This is a genomic window from Methanosarcina sp. (genome assembly GCF_049706645.1).
In the GTDB taxonomy this organism is placed as follows: Archaea; Halobacteriota; Methanosarcinia; order Methanosarcinales; family Methanosarcinaceae; genus Methanosarcina.
Window position 1 is genome coordinate 13,823 of sequence record NZ_JBNAKP010000046.1, and the last position, 18,479, is coordinate 32,301.

General features: G+C 43.1%; 16 protein-coding genes. 9 read left to right on the forward strand and 7 right to left on the reverse strand.

The features are described from left to right. Window positions 1-11 precede the first annotated feature (11 nt). Together gatC and ACPK8D_RS14650 are read right to left on the reverse strand one after the other, a co-directional pair. Window positions 12-293: an Asp-tRNA(Asn)/Glu-tRNA(Gln) amidotransferase subunit GatC gene (gene gatC / locus ACPK8D_RS14645; RefSeq protein ID WP_424718595.1), complete on the reverse strand. Its 282-nt coding sequence runs from the start codon at window positions 291-293 to the stop codon at window positions 12-14. Between the two features lie 491 nt (window positions 294-784). Then, the gene (locus ACPK8D_RS14650) at window positions 785-1,948 is read right to left on the reverse strand and encodes a Coenzyme F420 hydrogenase/dehydrogenase, beta subunit C-terminal domain (RefSeq protein WP_424718596.1); all 1,164 of its coding nucleotides are present in this window, start codon (window positions 1,946-1,948) and stop codon (window positions 785-787) included. Between the two features lie 727 nt (window positions 1,949-2,675). Between ACPK8D_RS14650 and ACPK8D_RS14655 the strand changes: the two genes are divergently transcribed. Next, a complete protein-coding gene (locus ACPK8D_RS14655) occupies window positions 2,676-4,109 on the forward strand; it encodes a methanogenesis marker 14 protein (RefSeq protein ID WP_424718597.1) in 1,434 nt (477 codons plus the stop codon). 123 nt (window positions 4,110-4,232) lie between these two features. Here the strand turns inward: ACPK8D_RS14655 and ACPK8D_RS14660 are convergent, their stop codons facing one another. Then, a complete protein-coding gene (locus tag ACPK8D_RS14660; RefSeq protein ID WP_424718598.1) occupies window positions 4,233-4,559 on the reverse strand; it encodes a DUF2098 domain-containing protein in 327 nt (108 codons plus the stop codon). Window positions 4,560-4,849: 290 nt separating this feature from the next. After that, complete coding sequence (mptA, locus tag ACPK8D_RS14665) at window positions 4,850-5,809, reverse strand: GTP cyclohydrolase MptA (RefSeq protein ID WP_424718599.1); 960 nt, start codon at window positions 5,807-5,809, stop codon at window positions 4,850-4,852. A 404-nt stretch (window positions 5,810-6,213) separates the two neighbouring features. Here mptA and ACPK8D_RS14670 point away from each other — a divergent pair, with 404 nt between their 5' ends. From ACPK8D_RS14670 to ACPK8D_RS14680, 3 genes are all read left to right on the forward strand, one after another. Then, the gene (locus tag ACPK8D_RS14670) at window positions 6,214-6,498 is read left to right on the forward strand and encodes a non-histone chromosomal MC1 family protein (protein ID WP_128505345.1); all 285 of its coding nucleotides are present in this window, start codon (window positions 6,214-6,216) and stop codon (window positions 6,496-6,498) included. 239 nt (window positions 6,499-6,737) lie between these two features. Further along, window positions 6,738-7,637, forward strand: a complete 900-nt coding sequence (gene argB / locus ACPK8D_RS14675) for an acetylglutamate kinase (RefSeq protein ID WP_424718600.1) — start codon at window positions 6,738-6,740, stop codon at window positions 7,635-7,637. Between the two features lie 77 nt (window positions 7,638-7,714). Further along, entirely contained in the window at window positions 7,715-8,239 is a 525-nt protein-coding gene (locus tag ACPK8D_RS14680) for a GNAT family N-acetyltransferase (protein ID WP_424718601.1), read from the forward strand. 2 nt (window positions 8,240-8,241) lie between these two features. Here the strand turns inward: ACPK8D_RS14680 and ACPK8D_RS14685 are convergent, their stop codons facing one another. Together ACPK8D_RS14685 and guaA are read right to left on the reverse strand one after the other, a co-directional pair. After that, window positions 8,242-9,282 (reverse strand): archaeosine biosynthesis radical SAM protein RaSEA, encoded by a 1,041-nt coding sequence (locus ACPK8D_RS14685; protein ID WP_424718602.1) that lies wholly within the window; start codon window positions 9,280-9,282, stop codon window positions 8,242-8,244. A 120-nt stretch (window positions 9,283-9,402) separates the two neighbouring features. Then, a complete protein-coding gene (guaA, locus tag ACPK8D_RS14690) occupies window positions 9,403-10,320 on the reverse strand; it encodes a glutamine-hydrolyzing GMP synthase (protein WP_424718603.1) in 918 nt (305 codons plus the stop codon). A 514-nt stretch (window positions 10,321-10,834) separates the two neighbouring features. Between guaA and ACPK8D_RS14695 the strand changes: the two genes are divergently transcribed. After that, complete coding sequence (locus ACPK8D_RS14695; protein ID WP_424718604.1) at window positions 10,835-10,978, forward strand: hypothetical protein; 144 nt, start codon at window positions 10,835-10,837, stop codon at window positions 10,976-10,978. 715 nt (window positions 10,979-11,693) lie between these two features. After that, window positions 11,694-14,324: a DNA helicase RecQ gene (gene recQ, locus ACPK8D_RS14700; protein ID WP_424718608.1), complete on the forward strand. Its 2,631-nt coding sequence runs from the start codon at window positions 11,694-11,696 to the stop codon at window positions 14,322-14,324. A 115-nt stretch (window positions 14,325-14,439) separates the two neighbouring features. On the opposite strand, the gene hxlA is transcribed toward recQ, so the two are convergent. After that, window positions 14,440-15,720 carry a 3-hexulose-6-phosphate synthase gene (hxlA, locus tag ACPK8D_RS14705; RefSeq protein WP_424718609.1) on the reverse strand — a complete coding sequence of 427 codons (1,281 nt, stop codon included), beginning with the start codon at window positions 15,718-15,720 and terminating at the stop codon, window positions 14,440-14,442. A 349-nt stretch (window positions 15,721-16,069) separates the two neighbouring features. Here hxlA and ACPK8D_RS14710 point away from each other — a divergent pair, with 349 nt between their 5' ends. The 3 genes from ACPK8D_RS14710 (at window position 16,070) to pyrI (ending at window position 18,043) form a co-directional block, all read left to right on the forward strand. Next, complete coding sequence (locus ACPK8D_RS14710; RefSeq protein WP_424718605.1) at window positions 16,070-16,546, forward strand: DUF5788 family protein; 477 nt, start codon at window positions 16,070-16,072, stop codon at window positions 16,544-16,546. A 103-nt stretch (window positions 16,547-16,649) separates the two neighbouring features. Further along, on the forward strand, window positions 16,650-17,576 hold the full coding sequence (gene pyrB / locus ACPK8D_RS14715; RefSeq protein WP_424718606.1) for an aspartate carbamoyltransferase: 927 nt from the start codon (window positions 16,650-16,652) through the stop codon (window positions 17,574-17,576). After that, window positions 17,573-18,043 (forward strand): aspartate carbamoyltransferase regulatory subunit, encoded by a 471-nt coding sequence (gene pyrI, locus ACPK8D_RS14720; RefSeq protein WP_424718607.1) that lies wholly within the window; start codon window positions 17,573-17,575, stop codon window positions 18,041-18,043. The genes pyrB and pyrI overlap by 4 nt, the downstream gene beginning before the upstream one ends. The last annotated feature ends 436 nt before the right edge of the window (window positions 18,044-18,479 follow it).

Here is an 18,479-nt window from a genome sequence, read left to right on the forward strand (position 1 = left end):
AAAAACTCCCCTCAGCCTATTTTCGGAACCCTGAAAGTCCCATCCTGTTTGTGTTCGGTGTTTGTAAGAACAATTTCCTGCGGGAGAGATTCTTCCACCACATCCTCCCTGAACACGTTATAGATCTCAGCCACGTGATAAGTGGGAGCTACATTTTCGGTCGTCAATTCGTCAAGTTGTCCGAAGTATCCCAATACTGAGTTAAGTTTTTCCATGTATTCGACTGTTTCCTGTTCGCTGATATCAATGCGAGCAAGCCAGCCGATGTGTTCTACATCTTCTTTTGTGATCATGAAAGTTCCTCAAAAATAGAATGATCCTGAATAGAATGCCGTTGGTTGCTGCATAATAGAAACAGGTTAATGGGATAAATATATATTCATCTCCCCATGCATACGTTGCCGCCCCCGAGTCAGCAGAGTTCCGTCTCGCCCTAGTTCCGTTTCGGGAGGACTGTCCGACTTTGCTCTAAAACTATGCAGTGTGCTGCCCGTTTGGCTACCCTAATTGTTTCGCTCAAGAAAGCTAATTTAGAAAGAAGATACTTAGCTGAGTCAAGAGGGTCAATAGGGGGTAAGATAAGCTGTTTTTCAATTCGCTTGGTGGGGTACGTTATGACGCGCGGAATCTTTGATTTGGATGGTTTGCCGTAAATTGATTTTGATTTGAACTTGTGGCTGGCAACGAGTAGGTTTTACTCGCTGCCGAATAGTATTATAAAATAGAAAAAATCCGGAATTTTTTCAGTTTGGGTGTTGCAGCAGCAGGCTTTGCGCTCTGGGTTTTATGCTTTCTGCCTTCTGTTAAGGTCGTACAGCTGGACTTTCTTCATTTTTGCGAGGTTAAGTACTCTTTCAAGTTCGTCATCGGTAAGGTTTCGGGCTTCGATGTAGCCGTTGTCTACGGCTTCATTAAAGATTTCGTACCCTATGGCTGAGCGGGCAAGAACTGTAGTCCAGCCTCTGGGGCTGCCAACTCCTCCGAAGGAGATGTCCGAATTTTCGGCGGTAAGATCCGTACAGAAGCGGCAGGAAGAGCTCCGATACTCGTCAAATTCGCTGAGGTCGAAGATAAGCTCCTTTCCATCTTTCAGAGTGACTTCGAACTTTCCTCTCCGGATTTTCATAGCATCTACGTTTTCCAGCATAATTCCATAGCTTTCAAGCACGGCTTTAATCCCCTCGTACGAGAAGGTATCCATGCAAAAGAGTCCGAGTTTGAGAACCTTTGCCCTCATGAAAAGATGCAGGAAACCGTAAGAACTTTTCTGCATTTTAGTAACAGCATCTATGTTACAGCTTGTCCCTACAAAGGCAATGCTGTTCATTCCCTGTTTGATCGCACTCATAAGGGCTTCAAGCGTCATAGAGTGCGAGTAGATGCTTCCGCTGCTCCCAAGAATCTCTTCCCTGGTTTTCGCGACAATGGGTACGGGTTTCCAGGGTTCTTCTTCTGAGCGGGTAGTAACCACGGCACAATCAATTAACCCTTCGTCAAGGGCATACAGTAGAAGAGAGGTTACGACCCCTCCGTCCTGGCCTTTTATTTCGGGAATTGCAGATTTTGCTGCGTATGCATACCGGAAACATCCTATAAGCCCTTCTTCCGTTGTTATGGTTCTTGGGCACTGGTAATAACAGACCCCACAGGCTTTGCAGGGACCTACCAGTTTTGGTACGCCGTCTTCGATAGTTATATATTCACAGCTTGCTGCGCAGGCTCCGCAGAGAGTACAGATGCCTGGTTTTATGATATCTTTTCTGAGTTTTCCAAAGGAAATTTTTTCTTTTTCACTAAGGCCTCGCTTGAGTCGGATTACGCTTTTTTCCAGCACGTCGAATTTTTGCTTGCATTCGGGACTGCAGAAATAATAGTTTTTCCCCCCGTAGTCCGAAACATATTGGGTATTGTCAGATATAATTTTCTTGCAGATAGGATCAAGTGGCATTAAGAACCTCCGATGCAGGTTTATGTGAGAACCTCAGGAAATGCCATAAGGTTTGTTCGTTATTCAGGAATGGCTTTAGTGCCAGCCTTAAATGATTATTAATATTATATTTATTAAGTGTATATTATATACGTCTTTTTATAGTTTCATCATTTATAATTTATGCTCTTTATAATTATGCGTTATATTTCTTCTTATAGGCATTTGTCAGGAGTTTACCTTGAAAACGTTGCTCTAAAGTCAATGGCATTCTCCAGGACATGTCTGAAATAAACGGAAAGGCCGTGATAAGAAAAGTAATGAAAGGCAGATAGTAGAAAAAAGACAACCTGGGAGCAGGCAGATACACAGAATAACTATAGATACTGAGTAAACTAAAGATGAAGAGAAAATTAAAAATAAAGAAAAACCGAAACTGGAAAAAGGTTTTAACCTCGTTGAATTCCCCATCTGAATATTTTAGCAAAGGTTATTATAGGCTTTCGTTAATCTTTCTTTAACTTTGCTTAATCATGTTCTTCTTAGATATTTTTAAGGCTCTGGAAAAGCAATATTTCAAAAATATCTTGATTAATGCTGGTTCCTGAACCTTAAAATCCGATTCATTCGACTGACTCTAGCTCAGTTCGAATAATTTTCAAATAGACTTTAATTGTCTTCAGATTAAGCTTGCAAATAGTTTGTCTTAAACTATATCTATGTACAGATCCTCAGGACGGAATTAAAAATGGCTCTGAAACCTAGAATTACAGAATCTCCTCAGGTTCGTTTGATTGATCTTAAGTCAAAGCCCTTCTTTATTGTAGCTTCTGTAGAAGTCGGAAATACCACAACCAAATCTATTCTTACGGCTACCAATATGGATACCGGAACGACCCATATCATAAATAAGGTCGTGAGGATGACCAGAGATGTCCGTCCCCCTAAACCCGGGGAAGCCGTGTTCGGGAAGACACTTACAGGTGTTGAACTCACTCGTGAGGCCATTGCAGACCTGGTGCGTAGTACCCTGACCGAATCGATGGAAAGAGCGAGTCTGGACATAAAAACCGATCTGGATTTTGTGGTTCGTTCCACTGGTGTTGTTGCAGGTTTTGACTCCCCGGACGAGGTAGGTGAATTTATCAAAGCCCTGGCCGACGGCTGCCTGATGGCAGGAGTCCCTCCCAGGAATATGACGCCTCCAATGTCCATTTCAAATATCTCTAAGAGGCTCCAGAAGTACAGCAAACTGGAACAGGTAATCTTTGATGGGGCTGTCGCAAGCGTAACACCGCCAATAGGCTCAACTGGTGTTGAGATCGTTGCAAACGAAATGGAGGGAGAACTTGCGACAGCAGGGATTAAGGAAGCGGCTAAACTTACAGATGTCGATTTCAGGAATCCCTGCATCTCGATCGACTTCGGGACAACCCTTGATGGAAGGATTACAAGCTCTGACCAGCCCTACGCAAAAACAATAGGAAATTTCTGCGGATATGCCGGAGCAATTCCTGATGCTATTATCCGTGGCTCGAAGGTCGTGGATTCAAAGGTAGGAACTGCCCTTGAAGTCTTTGAGAAACAGAAACCGCCTTCTTTTCTTACCTTGAAGATGAAGGCTAAAGCGATTGAGGCGTATGCAAAGCGTATTCATGAACTTATCATTATAGAAAAAGTTCCAAAGGGCAGAACGAGATATGGAAGCGTTCCTGTAAGACCGGATGCAGCCGAGCAGATAGGTGTAACACTTATAGGTTGCGACGTGGGAGAAAACGGCTCCGATATGGGCAAGCTCAGTGCTATAGGTATGGAAATCTGTAAGACTCACGGGCTTCAGGTTGTCTCTGCTGTCATTGACGAGGTTATGGCAGGCGTGGTTTGCAGGTTGATCAAGGTCGCAAAAGGAGAAAGGCTTATTTTTGAGGACACAACTATAGGAATCACAGGCAGGGCAGGTATTACAGGGAACAAACCTAAATTAATCCTGAAGTGCCTCGAAGAACTGAATCTTGATCCGAAAATAGACGAAAAGGTAGTCTTTGTAGATGACGGACTTGCCAGAGGTGCAGCTGTAATGGCTCGATGCATGAATTCTCTGGGCTCGCCGCAGAACCCTCTCGGCGGCAGGCATGGTGGAAAATGTATCCTTGCACAGAGAATAAAATTACAGAAAAGATGATACTGAATTATTGATACTGAAGCACCGGGAAATGATACCGAAGTACCGGCACTCATAAAATATTTGAAGCGCGGAGAAAATAGAAATATTAAAAGAGAAAATTTTAAAATGCAGGCAGAGGAATTATCCTCCTGCTCCCCCACCACCGGCTTTCCCGAGGTCGAAGCCCTGCATTGTTTCTCTCTCTTTTCTGAATCTTTCTTCCAGTTCCTCGGCAGTGAATTCCCTTTCTTCTTTCTTTTCTTTAGCTTTAAGCTCAGTTGGTTCCAGTGTTTCTTCCCTGTACCAGAGGTCTGTACCTTCGAGCAGAACCCACACCTTTCCCTGTTCGTCCTTTTTGATCTCAGTTACGCGGCTGACCGTATCACTGTTTACATATTTGACAGTGTCTCCCGCTTTGATGGGTTTCTTATTTCGCCCTACCGCTGTGATTACTTCAGCACCAGCCATGCTCTCACCTCGAGGGCTTCCAGGACTGGCATTCTAGGCCCTGCAAGTCCTTTCTTATAATTTAACTGCTTATAGGTTGTCCAGGCTCTCTAATAAAGTTTGTGTGAATTAAGGTTTTGGATATCTCAAAAACTTTTTTCCAAAAAGTTTTATCAAAAAACTATGTGGTTGCTCTGGAAGTATCATTAAGCGGAGCTTTTTTCAGAGACTTCCAGGGTTCAAGGAAAAGTATAGAATTGACATATTATATAATTGATATATTATATTCTTCTATTTTATCTTCTATCATTTTAACCCTGATTAATTTCCATCCTGAGATCTCCCATCAGGGCAACTCTTTCGGCAAAAGCATTATGCCTGTGAATACTTTCTTCATTGGTTTGCTTGATGGTAATTACCGCATTATCAGGAAGATTCGGAAACTCTCTTACTATATTGTCTGCCATAGTCCTTACACAGTCTTCCACAAATTTCGGGTTCATATGAGCAGTTTCCACAACGACTTTCTCGTCTGAGCGTTTTAATACCTCATACACGCTGGAACTCATAGAGCGCTCGATAATGTTGATAATACTTTCGAGGGAAACATCGAAATCATGCGCTACCTTAATTGAGATAATGCCTCTCCCGCGTTGGTTATGGGTAGCCATGGGGACCTTTTCCAGGAATTTTATAATCGTGTCCCTCTCAACTCCAAGTTCGGAAAGCTCGTTTGCAGCTTTATCTCGCATAATTTCCTGAGCGCAGGGGCAGGCTGTCATTCCCACAACTTCAGCACCTATCAGCTTCTTTACATCAAAATAGTCTTCGGTGCCCTCTCCCCTTACGGCAGATGCTTCAGCAAAGATATTTACAACTTCCTGGCATTTGATTCCGGTTGATGGAGAAGCACGTCTAATCATATATTCGCTTTTCATCCGAACTTCTGCCTGGTTAGCGTATTCATGCCTGCCAAGCAGATTATGTGCGATGTCACTGCAAAGCTGCTCAATTTCATATACGGGTGTACTGAGTACCTTTTCCAGCACTTCGTCTACAGCTTCGAAATTCCTTGAGAGGTTTGCTCCCTTTCGATCGGAGGGCAGGTCAACAAAAACGTCAAAAGTTGAGATCAGTACGATAGGACGTTTGTCTTTTCGCTTGATTTCAACGAGTTTTTTCACATTTGTTACCCCTACACGGGTAAGGTTTATAGCTATGCTTGGTTTGCTGGCCTGGACGTCCGGGAGGTTGAAAGTACAATGTTCCATAATTAACCAGATCCATGAAAAGATGAATGTTTGATTTTGTAAAATGAAATCCTGATAAATACGTAATTTTATTCCATTTGGAAAAATATAATGACCATAAGGAGTTATAGCATGTAAAGTTTGTGCTTTCCAGGTTCTTTTTCCAAAAGTACAATAAAACTTAAGCTTCAAAAGTGCCCAAAATCCATTTCCTGAAACTTATTTTGGACTGCATTTCTAACAAGATATAATTATTTAAATATTTCCCATTTTGCCAACAATATGGAAAAATTTAGTTTATATATCCTGCACAAATTGAGGCGAATTTTGCATAAACCAATAACTATAGGCAACATCCTGAAGAAAGATTTTATATACTTTAAAACTTAATCAGTGTCTAGCAATACATTTGCGAGGTGACCTTTATGTCCAACACAAGAAATTTTGTTTTACGAGACGAAGAAGGCAATGAGCACGGAGTTTTCACTGGAAAACAGCCTCGGCAGGCTGCCCTGAAAGCTGCAAACCGGGGCGCCGGGACTAAATCCAAACCGGATATCATACGCCTCAGAGAACGCGGGACAAAGAAGGTGCACGTTTTCAAGGCATGGAAGGAACTTGTCGAAGCCCCTAAAAACAGGCCTGACTGGATGCCTGAGAAAATCAGCAAGCCCTTTGTCAAAAAAGAAAAAATAGAAAAAATCGAATAAACCTGAACAAACTAATTTCTCTCACATGCCCTGAAAATCGGGGTTCTTTCTTTTTCTTTAATATCCAGATACGGAATTAGCCTGGACTGGTCTTTAATTTTTAACACTATCCGGGCTGGCTTATTTCCAGCACTTTCTCGAAATTAATCATATCAGTTTTGTTTTTTTACACGCTTCTTAGAGTTTTTATAAGTATCTTTAACGATAAGTTTAAAAATAGATTTTCTGATTCCTACATCATGGAACTGAAGAGAGAGAACGTACTCATTGAAGCCCTGCCTTATATGCAGGAGTTCTACGACTCAATCATGGTTATCAAAGTGGGCGGGAATGCAATGGTTAGCGCCCAGATCATGGAAGATATCATAAAAGATGTCGTGCTCCTGCGCTATGTGGGAATCAAACCCGTTATTGTACACGGAGGCGGCCCTGAGATTACGGAAAAAATGGAACGGATGGGAAAGAAGGCTGAGTTTTTCCAGGGCTTACGTATCACAGATGACGAGACTATGGAAATTGCCAGAATGGTACTTGTCGGGAATATCAATACTAAAATTGTGTCCCTTATCGGGGTTTGCGGAGGAAAAGGTATCGGGCTTACCGGTCACGATGGCAGAATGATCCTTGGTCATAAACAGGCTGCACAGAAGGTAGTAGTCGACGGTATTGAGACTGAAGTTGATATTGGTTGGGTTGGGGAGAGTGAAGTCATCAATCCTGACATCCTCCACATAGTGCTTGAGAACAGTTATATTCCGGTCATCTCTCCTATTGCTGTTGATGCAAAAGGTAATGCTCTTAATATTAATGCCGATACAGTAGCAGGTGATATTGCCGCAGCCCTGCGCGCAAAGAAACTCATTCTAATGACCGATGTCTCAGGCCTGCTTAGAAATATAAACGATCCAGGTAGCCGCATATCCCGTGTGACTCTTGAAGACATCGAGCCTCTTATCGCTGAAGGCGTTATACAGGGAGGCATGATCCCAAAACTTAAAGGCGCAGCAGTCGCAGTGAAAAACGGGGTTGAAAGAGCCCATATAATAAATGGAAGCGTTTCTCACTCCATGCTTCTTGAACTCTTTACTGATTGCGGAGTCGGAACCATGGTCTGCAAGTTGGAAAAGCCAAAAGAGTAATTATAGAAGGCCCCGCAGCTCTACAACTAACTCTAAATTTTTGATTAATTTTGATAAGGTGATTTAAGAGGAATTTTATGAATCTACTTATCAGGCCTTTCAGGTTAAGTGATGCCCAGGATATCAATGAAATGCGAAGGCAAAAAGAGGTCAGGGCAAATACCCTTACCCTGACTACCGAGACTATTGACTTTACAGAAGGGTTTCTGAGAAGCATGGGTGTTGACGACCATGTACTGATAGCAGAACTCGAAGGAAAAGTTGTCGGAATGGTAGGGATACATCTTCTAAAAGGTGCCAGGCAGAGACATTCAGCCTTCCTTGGAATTATGGTAAGGACTGAATATCAGGGGAAGGGTATTGGGAAGAACTTGATGGAAAATATTCTCGACCTTGCAGACAACTGGCTTATGCTAGTAAGGATCGAACTTGATGTCACTGCAGACAACGAAAAAGCTATCAGTCTTTACCAGTCTTCTGGTTTTGAGATCGAGGGGACGAAGAAGTACGCAATAATAAAGGATGGGAAGTATGCCGACCTTCTCATGATGGCCAGGTACAATATTCCCACTCAGTTCAAACAAAATGAGGATTTTTTATGATTTTAATCTAAGATGGGTGTTCCGTAGGTAAAGTCTTCAAGTTCCAGGACTTTCTTCCAGAGTTCTTTGCATTCACAGTCTGTTTTACTGAGGTCTTCCGGGTTCTGGGTGAGTGAGAAAGTCCTGAGAGAGTCTGCCGCGTCTGAGCTGCATAGTTTACAGTTATGAGGGCCGCGTTTTGAGCCTGCACCGACGGGATCTGACATGAGAGGGAGATCAGGATGGGTAGCTTTTGCTCTTTTCAGAATTTCTACAATGCTCCACAGCCACGGGGGGCGGTACTGCCCTTTTTCCCAGAGAGCTTCGACAAGCGTGCCTTTCTGAACATTGCAAAGGTTAATGGAAATTGTGTCAGCGTAAGGGGCTGCATCGTCTATTGAACGGACAATATCCTCGAGGGCCTGGCGCTCGGAGAGGAAGAGAGGCTTTAGCATCAGATATGCTTTTACCGTTGCCCCATTCTTTCTTGCAATTTCTGCGGCACTAATAAAGTCCCTGAAGGTAAAACCTTTATTAATAGAATCCCTGCGGATTCGGTCCGAGCTTGTCTCCAGCCCGAAAGCCAGTTCAAAGGGTTTATTTTTCAGGATCTTAAGACACTCCTGCACATTCACCTCGGTTACAAAGTTTGGACGGGTCTCCACAAGTACCTTGACTACCCTGGAGTCGTCTGCAAGAGTTTTGAGGATTATATCTCTTGCCTCGCGAGGTACTTCCTGCTCGTCAAGAAAACTGCCTGAGGTGAAAATCTTGACCATAAATTCAGGGAATTTCTCGGCTTTTTTCATTGCTCTTGCAAGCTGGGCCTTGTAATCCTCCAGAGTTGGGGGCTCACTTGCGCAGTCATAAACATAACCGCACATAGTACATCCTCCGGCTTTTCCCCATCGGCAGCCTGCGCTCTTGAAGATTATAGTCAGAGTCTTTACCTGAACTCCGTTTACAAGGTCGACTCCTGTCCAGCTTGCTGCAGGTTCGTCCGTAGGAGAAGGTTTCACTTTAATCCGCTGCCGGATTTCCATTACTGCTTTATTCAGGGTCATGGGCTTAAAAACTCGCTTTGTGGCTTGCTTTATAATTGTAAAAAAGTTCTGAAGCTGAAAAGCAGCTTCATTATTTGTATTCTATTCCTCTACAACTCTAATTCATTAAAGGTCTGTGCTTTACTCGAACTCGATTGTCGCAGGCGGTTTGGGCGTGATATCATAAACCACCCTGGCTACTTTAGGAATTTCGGAGGTAATTCTGGATTCCAGCTTTTTGAGCACATCCCAGGGAAGTTCGAGAGCCTCTGCAGTCATCCCGTCTCTGGATCCTACAGCTCTTACAGCTACAATCCAGCCGTACGCACGGATGTCTCCTTTTACGCCTGTTCCCTTTCCAAGAACAGCAGCGAAAGTTTGCCAGGGGCAGAACCTGTCCAGAAGTTCTTCTTCTACTATAAAGTTGGCTTCCCGCACAACCTCAAGTTTCTCCTCTGTAATCTCCCCGAGAATCCTCACAGCCAGGCCAGGCCCGGGGAAAGGCATCCTTTCACAGATCTCGTCAGGCAGCTGGAGCGCCCAGGCAACTTCTCGAACCTCATCCTTGTAAAGGTCCTCGATAGGCTCGACTATCTTCTTGAAATCCATTACACTGGGCAGCCCTCCGACATTGTGATGGGATTTGATTCCGCCTTCGGATTCGATCCTGTCAGGGTAAATCGTGCCCTGGATAAGATAATCGGCTGCAAGTTTCCTTGCCTCTTCCTCAAACACGCGGATAAAAGTCTCGCCTATAGCCTTCCTTTTCTCCTCAGGGTCAGTTATACCCTTCAGGGCTGCAAGGAACCTGTCCTTTGCATAGACAACATCAAGGTTCATGTGGGAGAAAATATGCTTTATCCTCTCGGTCTCTCCTTTCCTCATGAGCCCGGTGTCGATATAGATCGGCTGAAGCCTGTCCCCAATCGCCCTGTAAGCCAGTTCTGCACAAACAGAACTGTCCACGCCGCCTGAGAGCGCGATAATTGCTCTCCCATCCTTTATTTCCTTGCTAATTTTCTCAACTGCCTTTGGAATGAATTTCTCGGGTTTTACCATTGAAATGCTCCTTAAATGATACTAATAAATCCCTTTGAAAAAATGATCGTGATCAGTGAATTGTATGAGTATTATCTGGATTTGATTATATTTTATTGTGGTATATGAGTCTGTGCATGGGGGTTTTGATATTTAAAGGTATCATAAAAGAAGTCGTTAAATAAAAATCTCTATTTCCCCGAAACAGAATAAAATCCGAAATATACTTTTTGTATGCGAAAGTTACAAATTAGAAAGTGTATCCTCCTTTAATCCTAGTATGGACTTATTCCCAGTTCTGGACTTCGATTTCATATCCTACTGCTCAGTAACTTACTGGCTGGTAAGATCAGTTAAAAAAGTCGAAAATCCGTTTCCTGAATACTTTATGGAAGACTGGGTTTGATAAGGAAAAGCAAGTAAATTCCATACAAACAAAAACTTACCTCCTGACCTCTTCCAGAAAATTAAAAATTACAATTATATACAAAGGTTTTCCAAAAATATTCATATTAAAAAGATCGGAGAGGAATTGGTGATAGGAATGGGCAGTGAGAACTATGAACTCATCGATAAGCTTGAAAGTATTGCAAAATCCCTGGAGAGCCTGGCAGAGTCACAGAAAAAAATAGCTGACACTCTGGAGTGGATGGCAAAGGATAAGGGAGTTGTAGATTAAGACAGGCGAAACTTCTGGAGTAGGGAATAGTGTAGAAGAATAGCCAAAATGGAGGGCTGCGGAAAACTGCAGAAACTGGAAAAACAACTGGCTGGTAACAAAGCATAACTTAAGAGGAAGACAAGAAGTGCCTGGGTGTAGCCGCACTCCTCATCTTCCTATCTTTACCTCAAATCAAACCTTAATAACGTTGACGCCAGAAATCAATAAATCTCTAATTTATTTGTAATTTTCAGTCTTTTTCCGACTTTTCCCTGGATCGACTATTTCATTTTCCTTTCTAAACTCAACTATCTTAGCTCTACTACTTTGAGAGACTTAGGATACCTGTCAAGAGCTTATAGCCGAATACTTTCACCCCGCAAACCCGCAACTTAAATATGATGAGCTTAAAACATCACAGAGTCAGGATTCCAGACCCGGCGCACTTCTTTGTACTGGCGTCTGATTTATCATAAGATGGGAATAATCTCTTATAAACATGAAAATTATCTATTGTAAACAAGGGTAATGTCTATTATAAAAATTGAAATATTGAGGATATGGCTGTGCATGAGAGCATACCCCTATCCTGATTTCCCTGGATCTTCCGGGGTTTATATTCTGGCGTGACATTAATTCTACAGGTCAGGGGGATTTGAAAACGAGCACTGAGTATGATTTCTTGAGGGCGAGTAAACGCGAGCCTGAGCCCGGACTTTCTCTGTCTGCCAGAATGTATTCAGCCCTGCATCAGTATTTCGGATACACCTCCTTTCGCCCTTTGCAGGAGGAAATTATCAGGGACGTCCTGGAAAGAAAAGACGTTTTCGTGCTCATGCCCACAGGCGGGGGCAAGTCAATGTGCTACCAGCTGCCTGCCCTTCTCATGGAAGGAGTTACGATTGTTGTTTCCCCCCTGATTTCCCTGATGAAAGACCAGGTTGATGGGCTTGAAGCAAATGGGATTGCCGCAGCCTGCATGAACAGTACCCAGAGCGTCAGAGAAATTCGGGATGTTAAGACAGCTTTTCTCGAAAACCGATTAAAAGTTCTTTACGTTGCTCCTGAAAGGCTCATGATGCCTGGAACCTTTGCCTTTTTAAAGAAGGGGAGGGTCAGTCTGTTTGCAATTGACGAAGCGCATTGCATTTCCGAGTGGGGTCACGATTTCCGACCTGAGTACAGGAAATTGAAACTTTTGAGAGATCCGAAGACCGGATTTCCTGATATCCCGGTTATTGCGCTTACGGCAACAGCCACAGAAAGGGTTCGAGAAGATATCGTATCACAACTTAATCTTGATATCGCTCCGGAGAAAGGTCCTTATGTAGCCAGTTTTAACCGGAAAAACCTTTACTATGAGGTCAGGCCAAAGAAAGAGACTTTTTCCGAGATTGCTGACTACCTGCACAGGCATAGGGGTGAAGCAGGAATTATCTATTGCCAGAGTAGAAATAGTGTCGAAGCCCTTACAAAGAAGCTGAACCTTGCAGGTTTCAGGGCTCTTCCCTACCATGCGGGTCTTTCAGATACCGAGAGAACCCGGAACCAGGAGATGTTCATTAAAGATGACGTGGACATCATAGTGGCCACAATCGCTTTTGGGATGGGGATTGATAAGTCTAATGTACGTTTCGTAATACACTATGACCTTCCAAGAAATCTCGAAAGTTATTATCAAGAGACCGGTAGAGGGGGGAGGGATGGCAGCCCCTGCGAATGCATTCTTTTTTTCAGCAGAGGGGATCGCTTCAAGATCGAGTACTTTATTTCACAGAAGACAAGCGAAAAGGAAAAAGATGCCTCTCTTGTGCAGTTAAGGCAGATGGTAGCTTTTTGTGAGGGAAATAAATGCAGGCGCCAGACTCTGATGGAATACTTTGGTGAGGAAATGTCAGAACCCTGCGGGAATTGTGACTGCTGCCTTAGCCCGAAAGGTACCTTTGACGGGACTGAAGCTGCGAAGAAATTAATAACCTGTGTCCAGGAACTGAACCAGCGCTTTGGCACTAACTACGTTATTGATGTCCTCACAGGCTCAAAAAATAAAAAAATTCGGCAAAACCGCCACGAGAAACTGAAAAGTCACGGCATTGGCCGGGAGTTTACAAAAGAGCAGTGGAGGTCATTAGCCTCCGAAATGATAAATACCGGGTTTCTGGACGTAAGCGGGGCACAGTATCCTGTATTGAAGTTGACCGCCATGAGCAGGAAAATCCTGACAGGAACGGAGCGAGTAGAGCTTGTCTGTCCTGAAGGATTTGCGCCTGAAGCTGTAGAAAGCTTGATGCCTTCAATAGTTGCCGGTATAAAAGGCAAAAAAGCCGACGATTTGTGTCTCCCTGGAGAAGGTTCTTCAGAAGGGACTTTTTCAGAAAAATTTTCAGTTGCGGCTGATATTCTAAAAAATACAGAAATCCGAAAAGTCATAAAATCCGGAAAAGAGCCTGATCCTATTCTTTTTGAGCGGTTAAAAGCTTTGAGAAAAGATATTGCTCTAAAGAAAAATCTTCCTCCTTATATTATTTTCTCTGATACCACCCTTAAGGAAATGGCTACAAGATTTCCGCGTAACCCTGAGGAGTTTCATTCTATTACAGGCGTTGGAGAGCATAAACTGAGAAAATACGGGGATGTTTTTCTCAAGGAAATCGAAAACTATTGCAGAGACTATAGTTTGACGCCTCCCGAAAAATCTGAAAGTTCAGGAGCTGCTGCCGGTAAGGAGCTTGAAAATAAAGGGCTTGAAAAAGAGGAAATCCCCACAAGAGAAGTCGCTCAAAATAATAAAGAGTCCGAAGCTGAAATCGAGATCTCCGGGACTAAAATACCGGGTTCTGAATCTGATAATATGAGTAGTTCAGAGGCTAGCAACTCACTAATAAAAAAATCAAGGTATCTGGACACGAGCATTCAGGATTGGTCAGAAAGGAATTCTTCGGCCGGAAGTCCCAGGGAAACCGATTCGGCAGGAGTTTCGCCTGAATCAGGAATCGTAGATGCCACTAAAGTAGACTCTTTTGAATCCGATTCTTTTGAAACGGATTCTCTGCAAAGAACTTTCTCTCTCTTTAATAAAGGGCTCGGGATAGACGAGATTGCTGATATCCAGAGCATGAGTACCAGAACTGTTTTCAGGCAACTTGAACAGCTTGCTCTTTCTGGAAACGTTAGGGATATTGGAGGACTCCTGCCTCCGGAAAGACAACAGCAGGTAAAAGCTGCACTGGAAACTCTAGAAATCGAACTGGATTCCCTGCTTCGAGCAAGGATAGGTGAAAACTGTCAGGAAGAAGAAATGAAACTTCTCAGGGCCCTACTTCTGTGCAGGGTTTGCTTTTCACGGACCGAAGACGGTGAGTAAAGCCTTTTCCTGAAAATTTCACTATTTTTCTTCGATTTTTGTGATTTTCTGGCCTTTTTATTCTCATTTTTCTCTTTATTCCCGCTTTAATCTGAGCTCCGAGAATTGCGGCCATTCAATGTTTTTCCCATTTCTTTAACTCCAGAATCTCAGACAGGGTTCCACCTCTCTTGATTTCATCGAAGAGTCTTTTTTCGGTTTTGTTGACTTCTTTTGCCCTTCTTGCCAGTTCGTAGGCCCTTTCCACAGGAATTACTACAACACCACTTTCATCACCTACTATGTAATCGCCTGGCTTGACGGTCTGCCCGCCACAGGTAATTTCAGCATTGATTTCTCCAAAACCTTTGGGGTCGCCGGCATTAGGTACTGAATTACTGGTATAAATCGGAAGTCCCAGATTTTCGATTTCGTCAATATCCCTCGCAGCACCTTCTATTACCACGCCTGCAATTCCCTTATTTAAGGAACTCAAGGTTGCAAGCCCTCCCCAGCAGGCAATATCCTTGCTTTCGTTATAAATTACAATTACGTCCCCTTCTTTTGCAATATCAATTGCTTCCACGGTCTTTGCCCAGTCTCCGGGAAAAGCCTGTACAGTAACTGCGGTTCCTACCATTTTCCCTCTTACCAGAGGTCGAATGCCTTTCATTGCCCCTTTCCTGTGCATGGCATCGGAAATGTTTGAGGTGGATACTTCCTTTAGAATTGCTCTGATTTCCTGGTCTACAGTTCCAACGTTGCGAATTTCCACAGCATCCGGGGAGTCCACACTCTGCCGGACTTTTCTGGCGGCTTCAGTTACGTTGTCAGAACGGGTGATATTCCCTCCGACAATTACAATTCTGGCTCCAGCTTTGACTGCCTGTACTGCACTATTTGCATCAAGCCCTCCAGCAACTGCAAGCTGTACACCGACTCTCTGTGAGATTTCCCTGAGAAGCGATATGGGGTCTTTTCCTATCATCTGCTGGTCTATGCCTATGTGTACATTCACATAATCCACACCCAGAGCTTCAAGTTCGCCTGCTCTTTTTACAGGGTCAGGAGCCGAAATGAGGTCTGCCATTAACCTGACTCCATATTTGTGGGCTGAACGGAGCGCATCAAGTAATGTAGAGTCATCTGCACTCCCCAGCACAATAACAACATCGGCCCCAGCTTTTGCTGCCATCTCAACTTCCATAGCTCCCGTATCCACGGTTTTCATGTCTGCCAGAATCGTCCGATCTGGAAAAGCTTTTCTCATGGTGCGGATCGCATCCATTCCTTCACTTTTAATCAGAGGGGTTCCGATTTCAATCCAGTCCGCACCCCCTGCTATTGCTTCTTTTGCAATTTCTACCGAGCGATCCAATTCCAGAAGATCAAGTGCAACCTGAATTATGGGGACTATAGTATCACCTCAAGCGGAAAATCGAAAAAGCTGAAATTTTCAAGCATTTTTATATCAGCGGTCCTGTATATTTTTATTCCTGGTCTCTACTCCGAGTTTACTTTACTAAATTTTCGGTTTTTAGACGATTTGATTTCTTAATTTTATTCTTTTAATTTTATTTTTCGAATTTGATTCCCATTATCTTATTTTTATATGTGAGTTTTTCATTACCTATATTTCTTTTTATTTGCGACTGTTTTTTTGTGTCAATGTTGTTATTTTATATCTGACGTTCACAGATAAAGAATAAGCATGATAATCATCATACAAAATTTGATGAATATACAATATTTCCTGGGGGAGGAAGGTGGACAAAAACCGCAAACAAAATGAAAAAACAGCCTCAGAAACATATATAACCAATGAGGAACGCAAGCAGCTGCTTTCGGCTCTGCATTGTCGCCTTTTCTGGGTCGGCCAGCATATTCCGGATTACGTGGAATTTGAGGGAGAAACTTATCCTTTGCACAACTACGTGTGGGAATTGATTCAAAAAGATGAACTCAATCCAGCTGAGAAATCAAGGATAGATAAATGCATCGAAATTATCTCAGCAAAGGAAAAAAATGATGAAAAGGAACTGGAAGAAAGACCCCTTACTTCGGAAGAAGCAAGAAAACTCTATCATGAGACCGCAGGCTTATTGCGCGCAATAACAGATCTGAAGGAGATCGAAAGTGGGGCCTTTAAAGAAAAGACCAGACACTTCCAGGAACAGTTCGTTAATCAGAGAATTAAAGACGCAAAACTCTGGCTTGAATTTGTTAAAAACGTATCTAAGTGAAGCATCAAAACTGCGATATGGGGATAGGATTCAATTGTTTCAGTACTCTTAGAAATTTCTGGAGCAAAGGTTATATCTCTGAGAATCATTTTATGAAAACAGGATGTCATTTAAGAACAGACACGTCATCTCTATGAAAGATTTTTCGCGGAAAGAAATCGACTACGTTCTGGATACAGCAGAAAAGCTTGAGCCTGTAGCCAGAGGTGAAGAAAGATCCAGGCTGCTCGATGGAAAAATTATAGCTCTTCTTTTTTTTGAACCAAGCACAAGGACAAGGCTGTCTTTTGAGGTTGCTGCGCAGAGGCTTGGAGGACAGGTTCTGAACCTGGGTTCCGTCGAGGCAAGTTCGGTCATGAAAGGGGAAAATCTTGCCGATACGATTCGTGTAATCGGCAAGTATGCGGATCTTATAGTATTGCGTCACCCTCTTGATGGGTCGGCGCGCATGGCTGCTGAATTTGCAACCGTGCCTATTATCAATGGTGGAGATGGCTCTGTCCACCACCCTACACAGACTTTTCTTGACCTCTATACTATCCGCAGGGAAAGCCATCTCGAGGGCCTGAAGATTGCTATGGCAGGAGACCTGAAATACGGAAGAACAGTACATTCGCTCTGCCATGCTTTATCCCTTTACGGAGCTGAAATGACTTTCGTTTCGCCACCTGAACTGAGAATGCCTCCCGAAATTGTCAGGGATCTTCAAAAGAAAAAAATAGTCGTAAAAGAGGCCGATTCCCTTGAAGAAACAATTGGAGATGTTGAAGTTCTTTACATGACAAGGGTTCAGAGGGAACGTTTCCCTGATCCTGAGGAGTATGAGAAGGTTAAAAACAAGTTAAAGGTTACAGGCGACCTGCTGAGAGCTGCAGACCCGAATCTCAAGATTCTTCACCCTCTTCCACGGGTCAACGAAATCTCACCTGAGGTAGACTCTACGCCGTATTCTTGTTATTTCGAGCAGGCTTTCTATGGGGTTCCTACGCGCATGGCACTTCTTGCTCTTGCTATGGGAGTGATTGAATGAAGGAAAAACGGGACCTCAAAATCCAGGCAATTGAAAAAGGAACGGTAATTGATCATATAAAAGCAGGACAGGCATTGAATGTCCTGCGTATACTTGGGATTTCCAGTGCTTTTCGAGCGACTATCAGTTTTGTTATGAACGCGCCTGGCGCCAGAGGGAAAAAAGATGTTGTAAAAATCGAGGGCAAAGAGCTCAGCGTAGAAGAACTTAACAGGATTGCTCTGATTTCTCCGAAGGCTACCATAAATATTATAAGGGATTTTGAAGTAGTCCAGAAGAATAATGTTGTACTTCCTTCTTATGTTGAAGGCGTTGTGCGCTGCACCAATTCAAACTGCATTTCCAATAGCAGCGAGCCAATAAAATCCAAATTTTCCGTGCTCCAGTCAGAAGAAGAAGGAGTAACTCTCCATTGCCTGTATTGTGAACATGTAATTTCGGAAAATATAGCTGAAAATTTGCTTTGAATATTTTCGTGGAAAATTCTAAAACTAAAGATAGATTCAGAAAGACATCAAAATTGAGGATTATTACAGGGGTCAGAAAAAAATTTGCTATAACCGGAGGGAGAATTTTTGATCCGGTTAAAGTATTTCTACTTTGCTTAAAATTTTATTTTCGTTAAAAGCTTGCTCCGGTTGGAAGCTTATTTTATCTTGAAGCCCCACCGGAAAACCGGTGGGGTAAAGATTACGTTACTGACCGAGATGTATTAGATTTATTAGATTTGTTGATTCTTTATACTGAATTTCTATCGGCATTAATAGCCATTATTAAAGGCATCGAGCTTCTCGTACATGACTTCTCCTGACGGATACGTCAAGGTGAAAAATATAAACTCTTTCTGCCATGCGTCACTGCTTGCCTCTATATTATCTCCAAGCTTGTAGATTTTCATCCACC